We start from the raw sequence: 19,023 nt of genomic DNA on the forward strand, positions 1-19,023 counted from the left end.
CTAGCGGGTGCCGCCCCCGAGCGTCCGCCACAGGAACGTGTATGCCAGCGCGGATTTGAATGCGGCCTGCGCGTTGTCGGCCGCACCGCCGTGGCCGCCCTCGATGTTCTCGTAGTAGGAGACGTCGTACCCGTACTCCTCGAGGAGGGCGTCCATCTTGCGCGCGTGCCCGGGGTGCACACGGTCGTCCCTCGTCGACGTCGTGATGAGGATCGGCGGATACACACCGATCGAGTTCCCCGGCGGTGAGACGTTCTGGTACGGGCTGTACTCGGAGATGAAGGCCCACTCGTCGGGATCGTCGGGATCTCCGTACTCGGCCATCCACGACGCCCCGGCCAGGAGGCGGTGATACCGCTTCATGTCCAGGAGCGGCACCTGACACACGATGGCGCCGAACGACTCCGGGTATTTGGTGAGCATGATGCCCATGAGCAGGCCGCCGTTGCTGCCGCCCTGCGCGCCCAACTGGTCCGGGGTGGTGATGCCGCGCTCCACCAGATCGCTCGCGACCGCCGCGAAGTCCTCGTGCACCTTGTGTCGACCGGACTTCAGCACCTCGGTGTGCCACGACGGCCCGTACTCGCCGCCGCCGCGGATGTTCGCCACCACGTAGGTACCGCCCCGAGCCAGCCAGGCCGCGCCGACCACGCCGCTGTACGAGGGGGTGAGTGAGACCTCGAAACCGCCGTATCCGTAGAGGAGGGTGGGGCCTGCGGCCGTCGGACGGTCCTGCGTTCCGGGGTTCCGTACGACGAAGTAGGGCACGCGTGTGCCGTCGAGTGAGGTGGCGAAGTACTGCTCGACCGCGAGGCCCGTGGTGTCGAAGAACGCGGGAGCGGACTTCAGGACCTCGGGTTCGGTCCCGACGGTGCCCACCAGAAGAGTGGACGGAGTGAGGTGGCCGCTCGCGTCGAGGAAGTATTCGTCACCGCCGAACTCGGGGTCGGTGCCGATGACGGTGACGTCGACGGCGTCCGGGAGTCCCTGCAGGCGTTCGGAGGTGACCGTGTCGCCCAGCGTCACCACGTGCACGCTGGAGCGGACGTCCTCGAGCAGCACCATCAGCAGATGGTTCTCGGTCCACGCGTACTGGTGCAGCGACGTGCGGGCGTCGGGAGCGAAGACGACGACCAGATCCCTTGCACCGGAGAGGAACTCGTCGATCTTCGCGGCCACCAGCGACCCTGCGGCGTACTCGGTGCCGTCGACGGTCCATGCGGTCGTCAGGCGAACGGTCAACCAGTTCTCGTGCAGGGACACCGAGGCATCGGTGGGCACGTCGAGGATCGTGGTCGATCCGTCTTCGTGAAGAATCGAGGTGACGGCGTTGAAGAAGTCGGTGGCGCGCTGGACCAGGCTGCGCTCGAAGCCGGGCGTCGCATCGTGCGAGGCGGACACCGCGACGTCGGTCTGCTCACCCTCGTACACGACGGGAGCCTCTGCGAGAGGAGTTCCACGGAGCCACCGGTGTGCGCGCCGGGGGTACCCGGAATCGGTGAGCGACCCGGGTCCGAGATCCGTGCCGACGAAGACCGTGTCCGCGTCGATCCAGTCGATGTCCGTCTTGGCCTCGGGGACGACGAAGCCACCCTCGTCGGGTGCGACGAAGGAGCGGGACGTGAGCGAGTACTCGCGGATCACCGATGCGTCCGCGCCGCCGCGCGACAGGGAGATCAGCGCGCGGTCGAACGACGGACGGAGCACCTGCGCGCTCTTCCACACCCAGTTCTCGCCCTCGGCCTCGGCGAGAGCATCGAGATCGATGATGACGTCCCAGGCGGGACTGTCCTTCCGGTACTCCTCCATGGTGGTGCGCCGCCACAGCCCGCGGGGGTGCGACGCGTCGTTCCAGAAGTTGTAGAGGTGGTCGCCGCGCTTGCGCGCGTACGGAATGCGAGCGTCGGTGTCGAGAATGCTCCGGATGTCGGTCTCGAGCGTCCGGAACTCGTCGTTCGCGGTGAACTCGTCGATCGTGCGCTCGTTACGGGCGCGCACCCACTCGAGGGCGGCGTCGCCGGTCACGTCTTCGAGCCACTCGTACTTGTCGGTCACACGCACCATTCTGCCCGTGGGGCGACACCGCCGCCGCGTGCGGAAACAGCGCGTGGAGGAATCGTAGTGGCATCAAAACAAGATCGCGGTATGTTTATAGGGTAGTATCACGCCACAAAGGACGGAAAGAGTCCGTATTCGGTCGGGGAGACCATCACAGGGAGTGGATGATGACCGTGTCGATCCAGAGCGACGGCGTCGGAGCCGTGACGAACCACGATGTGGCGGGCCACGGTGTGACGGGTTCCAGGAGCCGTGTCCACGGCACCTCGGCTCGGGGAACCGACTACGCCGGCGTGCACGTCGTGTACCTCGGTCACCGATCGGCGGTGGTCACGGCAGCGATGCGCCTGATCCTGCCCGGCGCCGAGGTGACCTTCGTCGAGGCGGATCGTCTGCACGAGCTGTCCGTCGACGGTGAGGCGATCGTCCTGATGGACGGGTCGCACGACCCGGCCGACGTCCCCACTCTCCTCGAGGCCGCGGCGCGCCGCAGTGTCGGCATGGTGGTGGGATCGCGCAGCACGACGGGTGGTCGAGACGGATCGTCCGCGCTGCGTCGCGTGGGCACGAGAGTGGCGAACGCGCTGATCCGGCACACCGCAGACCTGCCGCTGCGCGACGTCACCTCCAGCTTCCGCGTGTACACGGGCGACGCCTGGCGATCCATCGACGGCGCCGCGGCGCTTCGCGGAGGTCTCCTCCCGTCCCTCGTCACCTCCGCCCACGCCGTGCACCATCAGCGCTGGATCATTGCCGAGGTGCCGGTGAGCACGCGGCCGCTGTCGGGCACTGCGCGACCGAACGTCGGATCACTCCTGCGCACGGTCGTCGTTCTCGCGAGGCGCCGCCGGGCCTAGAGTCGTCCGGGTGACCGAACCCGACACCGAGGTGCGCTCTCAGCAAGGGCTGGACCGCATCGTGTTCTTCTCCGACGCGGTGGTGGCGATCGCCATCACGCTCGTCGTGCTCCCCCTCGTGGACAGTGCCCGCGACACCCCGGAGGGTGCGGGAGCGTTCCTGCGGGAGAACGGCTTCGCACTCGTCGCCGCGGGCATCAGTTTCGCGGTCATCGCGGGGTTCTGGCGCGATCATCACGCGCTCTTCACTCGTGTCACGGGGTACGACGAGGTCGTCGTGCGGCTCAACCTCCTGTGGCTCGCCGGCATCGTGCTGATGCCCGTGGCGACCGTGCTGGAGGTCGCGGCTCCCCACGGGGACCCGTTGTCGGTGGGGCTGTACCTCGGGGTCATCGCCGTGACCATGATCGTGTCCCGTCTCCTCGCAGCACGCGTGCGCGCTGCGGGCTTCCTGCGTGGAGATCTGCGTCCCGGTGTGCGCGGCGCGGCGGTGCCCTGGGTTCCGGTCGCTCTGTTCCTGGTGGTCTCCGCGGTGGCGCTGCTCGTCCCGTCGGTGGGCCTCTACGCACTGCTCGCGATGCTGTTCGCCCCGTTGCTCTCTCGCGCGCTGGCCGGGGGTGCGCGGTGACAGCGCTGTGGGAACAGCACACCTGCCTGCCGCTGTACGCGGACACCGACATCACCGAACTGGCGCGGTACGAGGCGGGGAGCTACCTCTCCGTCAACGTCGGCTACTCGCCCCACACGAAGGCGTCGGCGACGGAGTTGGCCACGACGTGGAGTGCGCGGGCACTCGCGGACGGTCGCTTCCTTCCGGCGCGGAGCGTGGCCGACATCGACGAGGCCCGACGACGGGGACTGCGTGCCCTCGCCTTCGACCTCGAAGACTCCGCTCCTCTCGACGGCGACCTCGACAACGTGCGCTACTTCGTCGAACTGGGCGTGCGCTCGATGCTGCCCACCTACAACCATGCGAACGCCGCGGGATGCGGATGCCTCGACGCCGTCGACACGGGTCTCACCGCCCACGGACGCGACCTGATCCGGGCGATGAACGAGGCGGGCATGGCAGCGGACGGGTCGCACTGTTCCCGGCGGACGGGGCTCGACATCGCCGCGACGACGTCCCGGCCGATGATCTACAGTCATTCCAATTTCGCTGCGCTGTGGGAACATCCGCGGAACATCACCGACGAGCAGGCGCGTGCGTGCGCCGACACCGGCGGCGTGGTCGGCATCAACGGGGTGGGCATCTTCCTCGGCGTCAACGAGCCCGAACGTCGTGCGGATCGGGTGCGCGCCATGGCCGACCACGTCGAGTACGGAGTCGACCTTGTCGGGATCGATCACATCGGTGTCGGCAGCGACTACTCCTTCGACCACGAGGACTTCAACACCGAGTTGGCACTCCACCCCGAGGCGTTCTCCGAGGAGTACACGAGATACGGGGCACTGCAGTGGGTTCCGCCCGAGGACACCCACACGCTCCCGGCCGTGCTCGCCGAGCGCGGCTGGGACGAGAGTGCGGTGGCGGCTGTGTTCGGCGGCAACTTCCGCCGCGTGGCCGACGCCGTGTGGACCTGACGCCGGCTGGACCCGACCCTGTCAGGCGGGCGTCAGGCGGAAGATCGGGAACTGTCGCCCCTCCGCCGTCGTCGTGTACTCGAGGAAGCCGGGGGACGCCGAGGTGAACTTCGCCCAGTGAGTCTCCCATTCGTCGTCGGGCACCTCGGTGACGTCGACGGCGATGGTGCGTACGGTCGCGTCGTCGCCGGGGACCTCCATGTCGATGCGTGGGTGAGCCCGGAGGTTGTGCACCCATGCGGGATCCTTCACCGCCCCGGCCGCGGAGCCCACCACCAACCAGGTGCCGTTCTCGGAGATCGCGAAGAGCGGGTTGAGCCGCACCTCGCCGCTGCGTGCACCGATCGAGTGCAGCACCACGAGGTTGTCGCCGAACCCGGCTGTCGCCACGTGTCCACCGTTGTCGCGGAACTCCGCGATGACCATCGAGTTGAAGTCGCTCATGGTGGTCATTCTGGTGTCCTCGTCGTCGCGACGACCATCGATCCGGAATAACGATTCGACACACCCGTTGCACCAGAGGAGCGGGGCGCCCGCGGGTGGCTTCACCGCCCCCGTCGCGGGGTACTCCGCGCACACGAGCACGAACTCGGATCACGAACAACGAACAGGAGTTCACGCACATGAGCCACGTTCCTTCCCTCTCCCTCAACGACGGCCGGTCCATCCCCCAGCTGGGTTTCGGCGTCTTCCAGATCGAGCCGGAGAAGACCGCCGATGCCGTCCGCACCGCGATCGAGGTGGGCTACCGCCACTTGGACACCGCGCAGATGTACGGCAACGAGAAGGAGACCGGCCAGGGAGTGAAGGACTCGGGCGTCTCCCGTGACGACGTCTGGATCACCAGCAAGCTGAACAACGGCTTCCACCGCCCCGACGACGCCCGTCGCTCGTTCGACGAGACACTCGAGAAGTTGGGCACCGACTACATCGACCTGTTCCTCATCCACTGGCCGCTGCCGACGCAGTACGACGGTGACTACGTCTCCACCTGGAAGGTGCTCGAGGAGTTCACGAAGGACGGACGGGCGCGCAGCATCGGTGTCTCGAACTTCCAGGTGCCGCACCTCGAGAAGCTGGCGCAGGAGACCGAGACCGTCCCGTCGGTCAACCAGATCGAGGTCCACCCGTACTTCTCGAACTACCAGGTGCGCGCGTACGGCGCGGAGCACGGCATCGCCACCGAGGCGTGGTCACCCATCGCGCAAGGCAAGGTTCTCGGTGACCCGGAGCTCGAGCGCATCGCGAAGGACGTCGGCAAGACCACCGCGCAGGTCACCCTTCGCTGGCACATCCAGCGCGGCGACATCATCTTCCCGAAGTCGGTCACGCGGGAGCGCGTCGAGGCGAACTTCGACATCTTCGACTTCGAACTCGACGACCGTCAGATCGCCGACATCTCGGCGCTGGACAAGGGCGAGGACGGCCGCACCGGCCCCAACCCCGACACGTTCGACATGATCCCCGACTGAATAGAGCCGCTGAAATAAAGACACGAAAGGTCCGGTTACCAGCCAGTAGCCGGACCTTTCGATGTGTGTCCGGATCGACGGGACTAAGGTGGACAACCGTGACCTCACACTATGACGTCGTCGTTCTCGGAGCCGGACCCGGTGGGTACGTCGCAGCCATCCGCGCGGCGCAGCTGGGCCTGAAAACCGCCATCATCGAGCAGAAGTACTGGGGCGGTGTCTGCCTCAACGTGGGCTGCATCCCGTCCAAGGCTCTGCTGCGCAACGCCGAACTGGCGCACCTGTTCACCAAGGAAGCCAAGCAGTTCGGCATCTCCGGTGACGTGTCGTTCGACTTCGGCGCTGCCTACGATCGCAGCCGCAAGGTCGCGGAAGGTCGCGTCAAGGGCATCCACTTCCTGATGAAGAAGAACAAGATCGACCAGCTCGACGGCAAGGGGTCGTTCACCGACGCCAACACCATCGAGGTGGAGTTGACGAAGGGTGGCAGCGAGACCGTCACCTTCGACAACGCGATCATCTCCACCGGCAGCACCACGAAGCTGCTGCCCGGAACGTCGCTGAGCGAGAACGTCGTGACGTACGAGGAGCAGATCATGACGAAGGAGCTCCCGGGCTCCATCCTCATCGTCGGCGCGGGCGCCATCGGCATGGAGTTCGGGTACGTCCTGAAGAATTACGGCGTCGACGTCACCATCGTCGAGTTCCTCGATCGCGCGCTCCCGAACGAGGACGAGGACGTCTCCAAGGAGATCGCCAAGCAGTACAAGAAGCTCGGCGTGAAGATCATGACCGGCGCCGCGGTGCAGAGCATCGACGACGACGGCAGCAAGGTCACCGTCGTGATCAAGAACAACAAGAGCGGCGAGACCGAGACGGTCACCGTCGACAAGGTCATGCAGTCCGTCGGATTCGCTCCTCGTGTCGAGGGATTCGGGCTCGACAAGACGGGCGTCGAGGTCACCGATCGCGGGGCCATCGCCATCGACTCGGTCATGCGCACCAACGTGCCGCACATCTACGCGATCGGTGACGTGACGGCGAAGCTGCAGCTCGCCCACGTCGCCGAGGCACAGGGTGTCGTGGCGGCCGAGACCATCGGCGGCGCCGAGACGCTTCCCATCGACGACTACCGCTTCATGCCGCGCGCGACCTTCTGCCAGCCCCAGGTGGCCAGCTTCGGTCTCACCGAGCAGCAGGCCAAGGACGCCGGCCACGACATCAAGGTCGCGACGTTCCCCATGACGGCGAACGGCAAGGCACACGGACTCGGCGATCCCACCGGCTTCGTCAAGCTCATCGCCGACACGAAGCACGGCGAGCTGCTCGGCGGGCACCTCATCGGACCCGACGTCTCGGAGCTCCTCCCGGAGCTGACGCTCGCGCAGAAGTGGGACCTGACGGCCACCGAACTCGCGCGCAACGTGCACACGCACCCGACGCTGTCCGAGGCACTGCAGGAGGCCATCCACGGCCTCGCAGGGCACATGATCAACTTCTGATCTTCCGACGAGAACACCCCGGCCGCTCACGAGCGACCGGGGTGTTCTCGTCTGTGCAGCTACTGGTAGTCGCGGGGGATGCGCAGTGTCGTGATCGTGGTGGCGAGTCCGTCGTACTGGGTCACCAGCAGCACGAACTCGATGAGCGATCGGGACGACCAGACGGTCGTCAGCTCGGTCCACGTGGCGTCGGACAGATCGCGGGTCGACACCAGCTCATCCACCGCCCGCAGGATCAGGGCGGTCCGACTGTCGAGACCCGGAGCGTCGGGACCGGCGGCGATGGCGTCGGCGAGGGCGTCGTCGATGCCGGCGCGCGCGCCCAGACGGAGGTGATGGTCCTGTTCGTACCGGCAGTCGCGGAGTGCGGCGACCCGCAGGATCACCGTCTCGGTGTCCTTGCGGGGCAACCCACCGAACGGCATCAGGCGGCCGCTGTAGAACAGCCAGGCGCGGAACAGGCCGCCCGTCTGTCCCAGAGTGGAGAACAGGTGCATGTCGCCGGTGCGGGTGACCGCGCCGGCCAGTCGGGCGATGCCCCAGTTGACGGGACGCAGCGAGCGGAGGGTGGCCGGAGGGGTGCGGTGTCCTGTCACGTCGCTGAGGCTAACACCCGAGTCGTCCCCCGCTCGGTGATCTGATGTCAAGAACTCTTGACACGTAATGACAAGTGGAGTTGACTCGGATCATGGTCGTGACGAACCGGGTGCGGGAGTTCCGTAAGTCGTCGCGCCTGACCCAGGCGGAACTGGGGCGGGCGTGCGGAGTGAGCCGGCAGTCGATCGTCTCGGTCGAGGGTGGCGACTATTCGCCCAGCGTGTACCTGGCCCTGAAGCTGGCGGGAGCGCTCGACTCGACGGTCGAGGATCTCTTCCCGCTCACCCCCGATGATCGGCTCGACTACGAGGAGGAATCCTGATGAGTACCTTCACCGCGACGATGCGTTTCGTCGGCGATCTGGACAGCGAGTTCTATGACGACGAGCGTCAGAGGGACGTGTGGAACGAGTCTGCCGCCGTGGGTCTGCAATTGCACATCTTCGGCGGGCTGATCGCCGCCGCCGTCCTCCCGTGGGCTGCCGGGCCGACAGGTGCGTGGATCTCGTTGGGCATCATCGTCTTCGGTGCGGTCGTGAACTACGCGACCATCGGGTACGCCAAGTCGAAGAACGTCGACCTGTTCGCGGAGTCGAGGTGGTTCACGGCGCGCGCCAACGTGACTGCCGCGTTGATGCTCGTCGCATTGGTCGGCATCGGCGTGACGCTCGCTCCCGACAGGTACCTGCCGAGCCGCGCGGGAGCCGACACGTGGGCGGGCCTGGTGGTCGGGGGGATCGTCGGCGGCGGAGCGGTGGCGCTGATGATCCGGCGCAGCCGCCGTCGCAAGCAGCAGTTCGAGACCGAAGAGGACTGAGTCAACGAATGGTGTACGGCGACACCGAGCTTCGATGTTCGTCGATGTCGAGTTCCTTGCCCAGCGGCGGGAACGCACGCTGCGGGCAGTGGGCACGCTCGCACACGCGGCATCCGGCGCCGATCGGCGTCGCCACGGAGGATCCGTCCAACTCCAGGCCGTCGGCGTAGACCAACCGATTTCCGTGACGCACTTCGCATCCCAGACCGATGGCGAAGGTCTTGCCGGGTTCGCCGTAGCGCGCCGCTCGCCGCTCCACCGTGCGCGCGATCCACAGGTAGCGCCGACCGTCGGGCATCTCGGCGATCTGGGTCATGATCTTGCCCGGGTAGGCGAACGTCTCGTACACGTTCCACAGCGGGCACGTGCCGCCGCTCGACGAGAAGTGGAACCCGGTGGCCGACTGGCGTTTGGACATGTTGCCGGCACGGTCGACCCGGACGAACGAGAACGGGACCCCGCGAAGCGACGGCCGCTGCAGCGTCGAGAGCCGGTGACAGATGGTCTCGTAACTCACCGCGTAGTAGGCGGAGAGTCGTTCGATGTCGTACCGGAAATCCTCCGCCACCTCGTGGAAGCGCGCGTACGGAAGCACGGTCGCCGCGGCGAAGTAGTTGGCGAAGCCGAGTCGTGCGAGTGCCCGCGACTCCGCGCCGGTGAAGCCCCCGTCCTCGACCATGCTGCGGATCAGGTCGCCGTTCTCCAGGTACGCGAGTTCGGCCGCGAAGCGGAACACCTTCTGGCCGGCCGACAGTCGCGGGGAGATCTCGAGAACACGGGTCCGCGCGTCGAAGCGGTGCAGGACGTTCTCGCCCAGGTCGATGCGCTCGACGACCTGGACGTCGTACAGATTGCGGAGCCGTTTGGCTATCTCGGCCGCGACGTCCGCCCGGTGGAAGCGCAATCGGTTCGCCAGGTCCTCGGCCGCACGATCGAGTGCGTCGAGGTAGTTCTGGCGTTGGTAGAAGTAGTCGCGGACCTCCTCGTGCGGTTTCGAGATGGATCCGCTGCCGCTGCCGTCGGCGAAGCGGTCCTCGGTCGCCGCCGCGAGTTGGGCGGTGGTGTTGCGGTACCGGCGATGCATGTTCACCATCGCGCGTGCCATCGCAGGGTGCGCCGCCACGAAATCGGCGAGTTCGTCGATGTCCGCGTCGACCTGGACGTCCTGATCGAGGGTGACCTCGCGCAGTTCGGCGACGAGACGCGTGTCGTCCTGCGACGCGAAGAACGTGGTGTCGACGCCGAAGACCGTGGTGATGCGCGTCAACACCGCTGACGACAGCGGCCGGACGTCGTGCTCGATCTGGTTCAGGTAGCTGGCCGAGATGTCGAGTCGATCGGCCAGAGCCACCTGGCTGAGTCCGCGCTCGGTCCGCAACTGGCGGAGACGACTGCCCACGAAGGTCTTGGCCATGACTGCAAGCTACCGCCGCACCCGTGCGACAAGCCCTCCGAGTGAGAACGACTCGAGTCGGCGCAGCACGGGAACGAGGAGCGCCGCCCCGGGCACCGAGGTGGGCAGGGCGGTGACCGTGACGGCGCGGTACTCGCCCGTGGTCCAGGCCTCCTTGAAGCCGTTGGTGCCGACACCGAGGTCGATCCGGTCCACTCCGATCTCGCGGGCATGGTCGACGAGGGACTCCATCATCTGATGGCCGGGTTGGGCGTCGGCGAACTCCGGGTCGTAGTGCGTGAGCCACCCCTCGAAGGTGTTCTTCGACCGGACCAGGAAGAGCTGAGCCGCCGCGGTACGACCGACGGCGAGGGTGGCGACGGCGAGTCGCCCTGCCTTCGCCTCGCGGCGCAGAACCGATCGCACCAGGTCACCGAGTGGCGGAGCGAGATAGTCGGTGCGGTCCTGTCCCGACACACCGGCCGCGGACAGCCTCGCCATCTCGTCCCAGTTCGCGTCGAGTTGGTCGGCCGTGGACAGGATGTCGATGCTCAGCGGGGTGCCGGCCTCGTCGAAGTCGCGGCGGGTCGATCGCAGTCGTCGACGGGATCCACGGCTGCGCAGACCGACGGCACCTGGTCCCGTCTGCGGCACGTCGATCACCATGACCGGTCGGCCGGGGTTCACGGATGCCCGCCAGCGAGGGCTGTCGACGACGTGCCGCAGGGCCGGGTCTCGCTCGTCCATCTCGTCGAGATGGACACCGATGCGTCGACCGGCCACTGCGGACCACAGTGCCGAGACGGCCGCGTCGTCTTCGGCCAGGATCTCGCTGACCATGCCCAAGTCGTCGCCCATGACGCGCGCGATGCGCAGGAGGCCGTAGCGGCGCACGACGAACGGTGCCAGAGCGACCAGGCGTCCGCCACGGTGCACCGTGACGATCAGCGGTCGTCGCGTCCGTCGCAGTCGCAGGGACCCGATGGAGTACTCGGGCCGCGCGGCGACGTGCCGACCGACGCGGTCGGCGAGATCCAGCCACTGTTCCCACAGTCGGTCGGTGCAGACGGCGCCCGATCGAGGGGCGCCGTGGAATCGAACGCTGAGTTTCTGGGAGTCCGATCCGGTGGCGGTCACGTCATCGACGGTACGCAGATCGCGGACGGATCACCGGGGCGCTGTCGAACGCGCAGTGCGTAAGGGTGATCGTGGTCACAGCTGCGACCCACGGGTGTGCAGGCGACGGACGGAAAGTGTCGAGCTGCATTCCAGCGGCCGTGCGCGAAAAAGTACGCCTGTACTGCTATTTTGTCCTACTGGTGAGTAGGTTCTGCCATCGCCACGCTCGTGGATCTTCGCAAAATTTGCAGATGCTGCGAAAAAGGTAGCCGCGGTTTACAGTCGCAGCACGTAGACAGCGGTTTTCGGCTGTGCCATTCTCGACGAGTACGTCAGAAATGCCTGGCAAGTTTGCGAAGACTGTCACCAGGCGAAGATGCCCCGGGCCGGTCACGTGCACCGCCCCGGGCACACGAACAGAGACGGAGCTTGTCGATGTCGACCACCGGCACACCGAAGACCACGGAAGAGATCCAGAAGGACTGGGACACCAATCCCCGCTGGAAGGGCGTCACCCGCAACTTCACCGCACAGCAGGTGTCCGACCTGCAGGGCAGCGTCGTGGAGGAAGCCACGCTCGCGCGTCGCGGCTCGGAGATCCTCTGGGATCTCGTGAACAACGAGGACTACATCAACTCGCTGGGCGCCCTCACCGGCAACCAGGCCGTGCAGCAGGTGCGCGCCGGCCTCCAGGCCATCTACCTCTCCGGCTGGCAGGTCGCCGGTGATGCCAACCTCTCCGGCCACACCTACCCGGACCAGAGCCTCTACCCGGCCAACTCGGTTCCGAGCGTCGTGCGTCGCATCAACAACGCTCTTCTGCGCGCCGACGAGATCGCCAAGGTCGAGGGTGACTCGTCCGTGAAGAACTGGCTCGCGCCCGTCGTCGCGGACGCCGAGGCCGGCTTCGGTGGCGCGCTCAACGCCTACGAGCTGCAGAAGGCCATGATCGCGGCCGGCGCCGCAGGCGTGCACTGGGAGGACCAGCTCGCCTCGGAGAAGAAGTGCGGCCACCTCGGTGGCAAGGTGCTCATCCCCACCCAGCAGCACATCCGCACCCTGACCTCCGCGCGTCTCGCGTCGGACGTGGCCGACGTGCCGTCCGTCATCATCGCCCGCACCGACGCCGAGGCAGCCACGCTGATCACCTCGGACGTCGACGAGCGCGACCAGGAGTTCCTGGACGGAACCCGCACCGCCGAGGGCTTCTTCGGCGTGAAGAACGGCATCGAGCCCTGCATCGCCCGTGCGAAGGCCTACGCCCCGTACGCCGACCTCATCTGGATGGAGACCGGCGTGCCGGATCTCGAGGTCGCCAAGAAGTTCTCCGAGTCGGTCCGCAGCGAGTTCCCCGACCAGCTGCTCGCCTACAACTGCTCGCCCTCCTTCAACTGGAAGGCGCACCTGGACGACGCGACCATCGCGAAGTTCCAGAAGGAGCTCGGCGCGATGGGCTTCAAGTTCCAGTTCATCACCCTCGCCGGCTTCCACTCGCTCAACTACGGCATGTTCGATCTGGCGCACGGCTACGCCCGCGAGGGCATGACGGCGTTCGTCGACCTGCAGGAGCGCGAGTTCAAGGCAGCCGAGGAGCGGGGCTTCACCGCCATCAAGCACCAGCGTGAGGTCGGCGCCGGCTACTTCGACCGCATCGCCACCACCGTCGACCCCAACACGTCGACCGCAGCCCTGAAGGGCTCCACCGAAGAGGGCCAGTTCCACTGATCCGCCACTCCGAGGTTTCAGCGCACTAGTCAGGCGGCTCGCGACATTCGTTGCGGGCCGCCTGTCTCGTATCGGCCCGGCTTCGCCCGTGCCCCAGCAGAGTCACCCTCGCCTCGCCTCCGCGCGGGGAGTCGTGCATCGTGAAGGAGAAACGTGAGCAGCGAGAAGATCGAACGTGTCGGGATCGTCGGCGCCGGACAGATGGGGGCCGGAATCGCCGAGGTGTGCGCACGCGCCCACGTCGACGTGATCGTGTTCGAGCAGACACGGGAACTGGCTGCCGCGGGCAAGGCGCGCATCCTGAAGTCGCTCGACCGCGGCGTCAGCAGCGGCAAGATCACCGAGCGCGAACGTGAGCAGGCCGCCGCACGGTTGACCTTCACGTCCGAGCTGTCCGACTTCGCCGATCGCGAGATCGTCGTCGAGGCCGTGCTCGAGGACGAGGGGATCAAGACGGCTCTCTTCGTCGAGCTCGACAGGGTGGTCACGGATCCCGACGCGGTGCTCGCCTCCAACACCTCGTCGATCCCGATCATGAAGCTCGGCGTGGCCACGACCCGTCCCGAGCGGGTCATCGGCATGCACTTCTTCAACCCGGTGCCGGTTCTTCCTCTCGTGGAACTCATCTCGTCGCTGAAGACGTCCGATGCCGTCCTGGCACGCGCGGAACGTTTCGCGGCGGACGTCCTCGGCAAGCAGGTCGTCCGCGCGGCGGACAGGTCCGGCTTCGTCGTCAACGCTCTGCTGGTGCCGTACCTCCTCTCGGCGGTCCGCATGGTCGAGTCGGGCTTCGCCACGCGCGACGACATCGACAAGGCCACGGTGCTGGGCCTCGCGCATCCCATGGGCCCGCTCGCACTGTCGGACCTCATCGGGCTCGACACCGTGAAGTCGATCGCCGACTCGATGTACGCCGAGTACAAGGAACCGCTGTACGCGCCGCCGCCTCTCCTGCTCCGCATGGTCGAGGCCGGCCTGCTGGGCAAGAAGACCAGTGCCGGGTTCTACGAGTACGTCAACGGTCGCATCGCGACCTAGTCCGGGGCCCGATGTTTGTCAGGCGTCACTGAACTCCCGAGAAACCGACTCGATCCCCGTTCTGCCGCGCTAGTTTTCAGCGCGGCGCACCACCTGCGTCCGACTGACTCGAGACGTACGGGGGGATCGACATGGCGCGCAGCATGCCGCTCGTCTCCCGCGTCACCACGGGCACCCGCACGCTGGGTCGTTTCGCCGACCTCGTGGTCGCTGCGTTCGGTCACCTGGTGCGGGACCTGGTCGGCTTGCGCTTCGCCTGGCGCGAGTTCCTCGACCAGGCGTGGTTCATGGTCACGGTCACCGTGCTTCCCGCCGTGCTCGTCTCGGTGCCGTTCGGTGTCATCGTCTCGGTCCAGGTGGGCAGCCTGACCAACCAGATCGGTGCCACGTCCATCGCGGGCGCCGCGGGCGGCCTCGGAGTCATCCGCCAGGGAGCGCCCATCGTGACCGCGCTGTTGCTGGGCGGCGCAGCAGGATCCGCGATCGCGGCCGATCTCGGTGCCCGCACGGTGCGCGAGGAGATCGACGCGATGCGCGTCATGGGCATCGACCCGGTGCGTCGGCTCGCGACCCCCCGGCTCGCCGCCATGCTCGTCGTCGCACCGCTGCTGTGCTCGCTGGTCATCTTCATGGGTCTGGTGTCCGGGTACATCGTCAACGTCGGGTTCCAGGGCGGTACGCCGGGCAGCTACCTGTCCTCCTTCGCGTCCTTCGCCTCGACCACCGATCTGGTCGTCGCGATGGTGAAGGCCGAGATCTTCGGCATCATCGTGGTTCTCGTCGCGTGCCAGCGCGGGTTCGAGGCCACGTCGGGCCCTCGCGGTGTCGCGAACGCGGTGAACGCCTCGGTCGTCGTCGGTGTGCTGTCGGCCTTCATCGTCAACGTCCTCGCCACCCAGTTGGTGTCGATGTTCCTTCCGCAGCGGCTCGGGTGACGCCATGACCGTCGCTCGCTACACCCCGCCCGGCACCGCGCCGCTCGTCCGCGGCGGCAAGCGCATCGCCCGCGTACCGCTCGGGCTGGTCGAGCACCTCGGGCATCAGCTCACCTTCGTGTGGCAGGTGCTCGTCGCGATCCCGCACACCCTGCGTGCCTACCGGCGCCAGACCATGATCGTGCTCACCGACATCACTTGGGGCAGCGGTAATCTCGTGGTCGGCGGCGGTACCGTCTCGGTGCTGGTCATCCTCGGCGTGGCCGTGGGGTCGTCCATCGGGATCGAGGGTTACAACGCCCTGAATCTCGTCGGCATGGGTCCTCTCACGGGCTTCATCTCGGCCTACGCCAGCACGCGGGAACTCGCCCCGATGATCGCCGCGATCGGGTTCGCCTCCCAGGCGGGATGCCGCATGACGGCGGAGATCGGTGCGATGCGCATCTCCGAGGAGATCGACGCGCTCGAGGTGGTGGGAATCCGCTCGATCCCGTTCGTCGTCACCACGCGCGTCATCGCCGGCGTGGTCACGATCATCCCGCTGTACCTGCTCACGCTGATCCTGAGCTACGTCTCGTGTGCGTTCATCGTCGCCGCGTTCGGCGATCAGTCGTCGGGGACGTACGACCACTACTTCTCGGCGTTCCTGCAGCCGTCGGATCTGCTGTACTCGCTGCTCAAGGCCACCATCTTCGTCGGCGCCGTCATCATGATCCACGGCTACCAGGGCTACTACGCGACGGGCGGACCCGAGGGTGTCGGCCGTGCGTCGGGCCGCGCGATCCGCGCGTCGCTCATCGTCATCGTCGTCCTCGACATGATCCTCACCGTGGTCATCTGGGGAGTCGACGTCGGCATCAGGATCTCGGGGTAGGGGACCATGGCAGTCTTCGACGATCTGTCCCGCAGATCCGCGGGCCCTCGCTCGCTCCGGGTACGTGGCCTCGTGGTGGCCGTCGTGCTCGTGGTCCTCGGTGTGGTGCTCGGCAAGTACGCCACCGGTGACTTCGAGTCCCGTTTCGATCTCACGATCGACAGCACCGCCGTCGGTGACGGCCTCGCGGTCGGGTCGGACATCAAGTACCGCGGACTCCCCATAGGCCGTGTCGACGAGATCGAGCCGCTCGGGTTCGGATCGCAGCGAGTGCACGCCCACATCGAGCCGGCCGTCGCCTCGGTCCTGACCGACGACGTCACCGCGCGGTTCTCCTCCGCGACGGTCTTCGGAGCAACGGTCATCGAATTGTACTCGGAGGGAGAGGGATCCCCGCTGCGCGAGGACACCGTCCTGGCGCTGGGCGACGACACCGAGACGGCGACGGTCACCGGCGTCTTCCGCCGACTCGCCGATCTGACCGACGTGCTGGACGCGGACAACACCGAGCGGGTGCTCGACCTGGCGTCCCGCGTGTCGTCGGAGTTCGGCGACAGCCTGAAGCCCTTCTTCGACACCGCGCAGATGATGGCCGAGACCCAGCGTGCGCCGCTCGCCTGGAAGCTGCACCGCGGTGGTGAGTTGGCGGACGGGCTGGGCGCCTCCATCGGACCGGTCACCGACGTGATCGACCAGGTCGTCACCAGCAGTGAGTACTTCGAGAATCCGGAGAACAGTGCGCGGGCGATCAAGGCCATGTCCGGACTCGGATCCGGCCTCTCGATCCCACTGGGAGATCTGTTGCGCGACAACGGTCCGTACCTCCGCCCGCTGCTCGACACCTTGCTGGACGTGTTGCTGCCGGTGGCGCTCTCGGCGGGAACGCTCGCGCCGGCATACCAGCGTGTGCCCGACGTGATCTCCGGCGTCGAGGACGCTTTCCCGAACGTCGACGGCCGGACCCAGCTGCAACTTCAGGTGATCGTGAAGAACATGCCCGCCATGGCCGGTCCGGCGGAAGCCTTCGCGGCGCGTCTGGGCGGTGTGCTGTGACGCGCTCGTCGGTGGTGGGGACGCCGGTGGCGACCCTGGTGAAGCTCGGTGCGTTCGCGCTCGTGGCCGTGTTGTGTCTCGTCCTCGTGGGCGGCGCGCTGCGCAACGGCGGCGGCGACGACCGGTCGACGTTCGACGCGCGTTTCGACGACGTCTCCGGTCTCTACGCCGGTGACGACGTCCGCCTCTCGGGCGTGCTCGTGGGGTCGGTGAACGACATCGAACTCGACGGGAACCGGGCCAGGGTGTCCTTCGAGGTCGACTCCGACCGGCCGGTGCTCACGACCACGAAAGCTGCTGTGCGCTACCAGAACCTGTTGGGTCAGCGGTATCTCGAGCTCATCAGCACCGACGACTCGGGATCGGAGTTGGCACCGGGGTCCTCGCTGGCGGACGACATGACCGTGCCGTCGTTCGACATCACGACGCTCTTCGACGGGTTCCAGCCCATCTTCGAGACCATCGACACCGACCAGGTGAACCGGTTCGCGCAGAACGTGCTCGATCTCGTGCAGGGCGATGGGTCGGGCCTCGGGCCGGTCCTGCGCGACCTGGACGGGCTGACCACCTATGCCTCGCAGCGCGAGGACCTCATCGTGCTCCTCATCCGCAACCTGGGCGCCATCTCCGGTGTGGTGGCCGAGCGCTCGGAGCAACTGGGTCGACTGTTCGCCGAACTCGACCGCGTGGTGTCGACGTTCGCCGACAGGGCCGACACCCTGCTCTCGTCCGTCGACGACATCAATTCCGGTCAGGGACCGTTCATCTCGATCGGGGAGCAGTTGCGCGACACCTACGACTCCGAGTACGGCCCGGTGGATTCGGCGTTCAAGCGGCTCGTGCCGGGAGCTCAGCAACTGGTGGACCTGCTCGCGATGGTGCCCAGTCTGCTGCGCGGTGTCGACCAGACGGTGCGCAACGCCCCCGAGGGGCAGGTCTCCGCGTGCTCGGCCGGCGACACCGAGATTCCCGGCATCGGCTCGGTCGTGCTCGGAACCCAGCGCCTGGTGGTCTGCCGATGAGCTCCGTGCGTCAGGGAAGCCAGACCGTCTGGGGAATCGTGGGTGTGCTCGCGCTCGTCGTCGCCGTGGTGGCCGCCGTCGTCGTGTACTCGCTTCCCATCGGGCATCGCACGTACACAGCGGCATTCGAGACGACCGGCGGAGCGCACGCCGGGGACGACGTCCGCATCGCCGGTATCTCGGTGGGATCGGTGACGTCGATGAAGCTGGACGGCGACCACGTCCAGGTGGCCTTCGAGGTGGACGAGAACGTCGAACTGGGCGACGCGACGTCGCTCGGGGTGCGCCTGCTGACGCCGGTGGGGGGCCACTACTTCTCGCTGACTCCCGGCGGTACCGGAGAGCTGCAGGACGGGGAGATCCCGCTCGAGCACACCCGCGTGCCGTTCTCGCTGTCCGACACGGTCGAGGCGGCGACGCCGATCCTCCGAGATCTGGACGGAACGTCGTTGCGGCAGAACATCGCCGAGATCGATCGGGCCGTGCAGGCTCAGCCGGAGTCGATCCGCGACATCACCACGACCCTGACGTCCATGACCGGTGCGATCGCCGATCGCCAGGACGATCTCGACCGGAGCCTCGACGTGGCCGACGAGTACATCGGCGAACTGGCGACCGATCGCGAGATCCTGCTGGGGCTGCTGAAGCAGATCGGCATCATCACTTCCAAGCTGGGCGCGAAGCGCGCCGACGTCGCCGCGGCCGCCGACAAGCTCTACCGGCTGTTCTCGCTCCTGCACCGACCGATCATGGCGCTCGACGAGGGGCTCGGCCCCACGATCGACGAGGTCGAGAATCTCGTGGCCTCGCTGAAGGAGCGCACGGGGTCCATCGACGACGCGATCTCCGCGGGCCGCGAGTTCTCCGAGTCCATGGCCGGCCTTCTCGACACCGGCGCCGGGCCCGTCATCGACCGCAGTGCCGCCGTCGTCACCGGATCGACGCTGTGTGTCCCGGTTCCCGGAAAGGTGTGCTGAC

19 protein-coding genes are annotated in these 19,023 nt (G+C 67.1%); 14 read left to right on the top strand and 5 right to left on the bottom strand.

Annotation, left to right across the window (positions count from 1 at the left end; translation table 11 throughout):
* Nucleotides 1-2,064 (bottom strand): prolyl oligopeptidase family serine peptidase, encoded by a 2,064-nt coding sequence (locus tag OG947_RS13340; RefSeq protein WP_328812051.1) that lies wholly within the window; start codon nt 2,062-2,064, stop codon nt 1-3.
* A gap of 158 nt (nt 2,065-2,222) precedes the next feature.
* On the opposite strand from OG947_RS13340, the gene OG947_RS13345 reads away from it, so the two are divergent.
* The 3 genes from OG947_RS13345 to OG947_RS13355 are packed head-to-tail and all read left to right on the top strand — an operon-like array spanning nt 2,223 to nt 4,499.
* Complete coding sequence (locus tag OG947_RS13345; RefSeq protein ID WP_328812053.1) at nt 2,223-2,915, top strand: hypothetical protein; 693 nt, start codon at nt 2,223-2,225, stop codon at nt 2,913-2,915.
* Nucleotides 2,916-2,925: 10 nt separating this feature from the next.
* On the top strand, nt 2,926-3,543 hold the full coding sequence (locus OG947_RS13350) for a TMEM175 family protein (protein ID WP_328812054.1): 618 nt from the start codon (nt 2,926-2,928) through the stop codon (nt 3,541-3,543).
* The gene (locus OG947_RS13355) at nt 3,540-4,499 is read left to right on the top strand and encodes a dipeptidase (RefSeq protein ID WP_027506297.1); all 960 of its coding nucleotides are present in this window, start codon (nt 3,540-3,542) and stop codon (nt 4,497-4,499) included. Before OG947_RS13350 ends, OG947_RS13355 begins: the two co-directional genes overlap by 4 nt.
* A gap of 21 nt (nt 4,500-4,520) precedes the next feature.
* Here OG947_RS13355 and OG947_RS13360 read toward each other — a convergent pair whose 3' ends face one another.
* Entirely contained in the window at nt 4,521-4,943 is a 423-nt protein-coding gene (locus tag OG947_RS13360; RefSeq protein WP_027506298.1) for a nitroreductase/quinone reductase family protein, read from the bottom strand.
* Nucleotides 4,944-5,122: 179 nt separating this feature from the next.
* Between OG947_RS13360 and OG947_RS13365 the strand changes: the two genes are divergently transcribed.
* Nucleotides 5,123-5,971 (top strand): aldo/keto reductase, encoded by an 849-nt coding sequence (locus tag OG947_RS13365; RefSeq protein WP_027506299.1) that lies wholly within the window; start codon nt 5,123-5,125, stop codon nt 5,969-5,971.
* Between the two features lie 98 nt (nt 5,972-6,069).
* Nucleotides 6,070-7,473 carry a dihydrolipoyl dehydrogenase gene (lpdA, locus tag OG947_RS13370; RefSeq protein WP_328812055.1) on the top strand — a complete coding sequence of 468 codons (1,404 nt, stop codon included), beginning with the start codon at nt 6,070-6,072 and terminating at the stop codon, nt 7,471-7,473.
* Nucleotides 7,474-7,532: 59 nt separating this feature from the next.
* Here the strand turns inward: lpdA and OG947_RS13375 are convergent, their stop codons facing one another.
* A complete protein-coding gene (locus OG947_RS13375; protein ID WP_027506301.1) occupies nt 7,533-8,069 on the bottom strand; it encodes a carboxymuconolactone decarboxylase family protein in 537 nt (178 codons plus the stop codon).
* Nucleotides 8,070-8,161: 92 nt separating this feature from the next.
* Here OG947_RS13375 and OG947_RS13380 point away from each other — a divergent pair, with 92 nt between their 5' ends.
* Both OG947_RS13380 and OG947_RS13385 read left to right on the top strand, forming a co-directional pair.
* Entirely contained in the window at nt 8,162-8,392 is a 231-nt protein-coding gene (locus tag OG947_RS13380; RefSeq protein ID WP_222638049.1) for a helix-turn-helix transcriptional regulator, read from the top strand.
* Nucleotides 8,392-8,886, top strand: coding sequence for a DUF2029 domain-containing protein (locus tag OG947_RS13385; RefSeq protein WP_328812058.1), 495 nt, complete (start codon nt 8,392-8,394; stop codon nt 8,884-8,886). Before OG947_RS13380 ends, OG947_RS13385 begins: the two co-directional genes overlap by 1 nt.
* 1 nt (nt 8,887) lies before the next feature.
* On the opposite strand, the gene ramB is transcribed toward OG947_RS13385, so the two are convergent.
* Both ramB and OG947_RS13395 read right to left on the bottom strand, forming a co-directional pair.
* A complete protein-coding gene (gene ramB, locus OG947_RS13390) occupies nt 8,888-10,300 on the bottom strand; it encodes an acetate metabolism transcriptional regulator RamB (RefSeq protein WP_328812059.1) in 1,413 nt (470 codons plus the stop codon).
* Nucleotides 10,301-10,309: 9 nt separating this feature from the next.
* Nucleotides 10,310-11,416, bottom strand: a complete 1,107-nt coding sequence (locus tag OG947_RS13395) for a GNAT family N-acetyltransferase (RefSeq protein WP_328812060.1) — start codon at nt 11,414-11,416, stop codon at nt 10,310-10,312.
* 417 nt (nt 11,417-11,833) lie between these two features.
* Here OG947_RS13395 and aceA point away from each other — a divergent pair, with 417 nt between their 5' ends.
* From aceA to OG947_RS13430, 7 genes are all read left to right on the top strand, one after another.
* Nucleotides 11,834-13,123, top strand: coding sequence for an isocitrate lyase (gene aceA / locus OG947_RS13400; protein ID WP_027506305.1), 1,290 nt, complete (start codon nt 11,834-11,836; stop codon nt 13,121-13,123).
* Between the two features lie 153 nt (nt 13,124-13,276).
* Entirely contained in the window at nt 13,277-14,161 is an 885-nt protein-coding gene (locus OG947_RS13405; RefSeq protein ID WP_328812061.1) for a 3-hydroxybutyryl-CoA dehydrogenase, read from the top strand.
* Between the two features lie 131 nt (nt 14,162-14,292).
* The gene (locus OG947_RS13410; protein WP_328812062.1) at nt 14,293-15,096 is read left to right on the top strand and encodes an MlaE family ABC transporter permease; all 804 of its coding nucleotides are present in this window, start codon (nt 14,293-14,295) and stop codon (nt 15,094-15,096) included.
* Between the two features lie 4 nt (nt 15,097-15,100).
* A complete protein-coding gene (locus OG947_RS13415) occupies nt 15,101-15,970 on the top strand; it encodes an MlaE family ABC transporter permease (RefSeq protein WP_056441517.1) in 870 nt (289 codons plus the stop codon).
* Between the two features lie 6 nt (nt 15,971-15,976).
* A complete protein-coding gene (locus tag OG947_RS13420) occupies nt 15,977-17,023 on the top strand; it encodes an MlaD family protein (protein ID WP_056441520.1) in 1,047 nt (348 codons plus the stop codon).
* A complete protein-coding gene (locus OG947_RS13425) occupies nt 17,020-18,045 on the top strand; it encodes an MlaD family protein (protein WP_308123810.1) in 1,026 nt (341 codons plus the stop codon). The genes OG947_RS13420 and OG947_RS13425 overlap by 4 nt, the downstream gene beginning before the upstream one ends.
* Entirely contained in the window at nt 18,042-19,022 is a 981-nt protein-coding gene (locus OG947_RS13430; protein WP_156380447.1) for an MlaD family protein, read from the top strand. The genes OG947_RS13425 and OG947_RS13430 overlap by 4 nt, the downstream gene beginning before the upstream one ends.
* Nucleotide 19,023 lies beyond the last annotated feature (1 nt).

This window comes from Rhodococcus sp. NBC_00297, assembly GCF_036173065.1.
Taxonomy (GTDB): Bacteria; Actinomycetota; Actinomycetes; order Mycobacteriales; family Mycobacteriaceae; genus Rhodococcoides.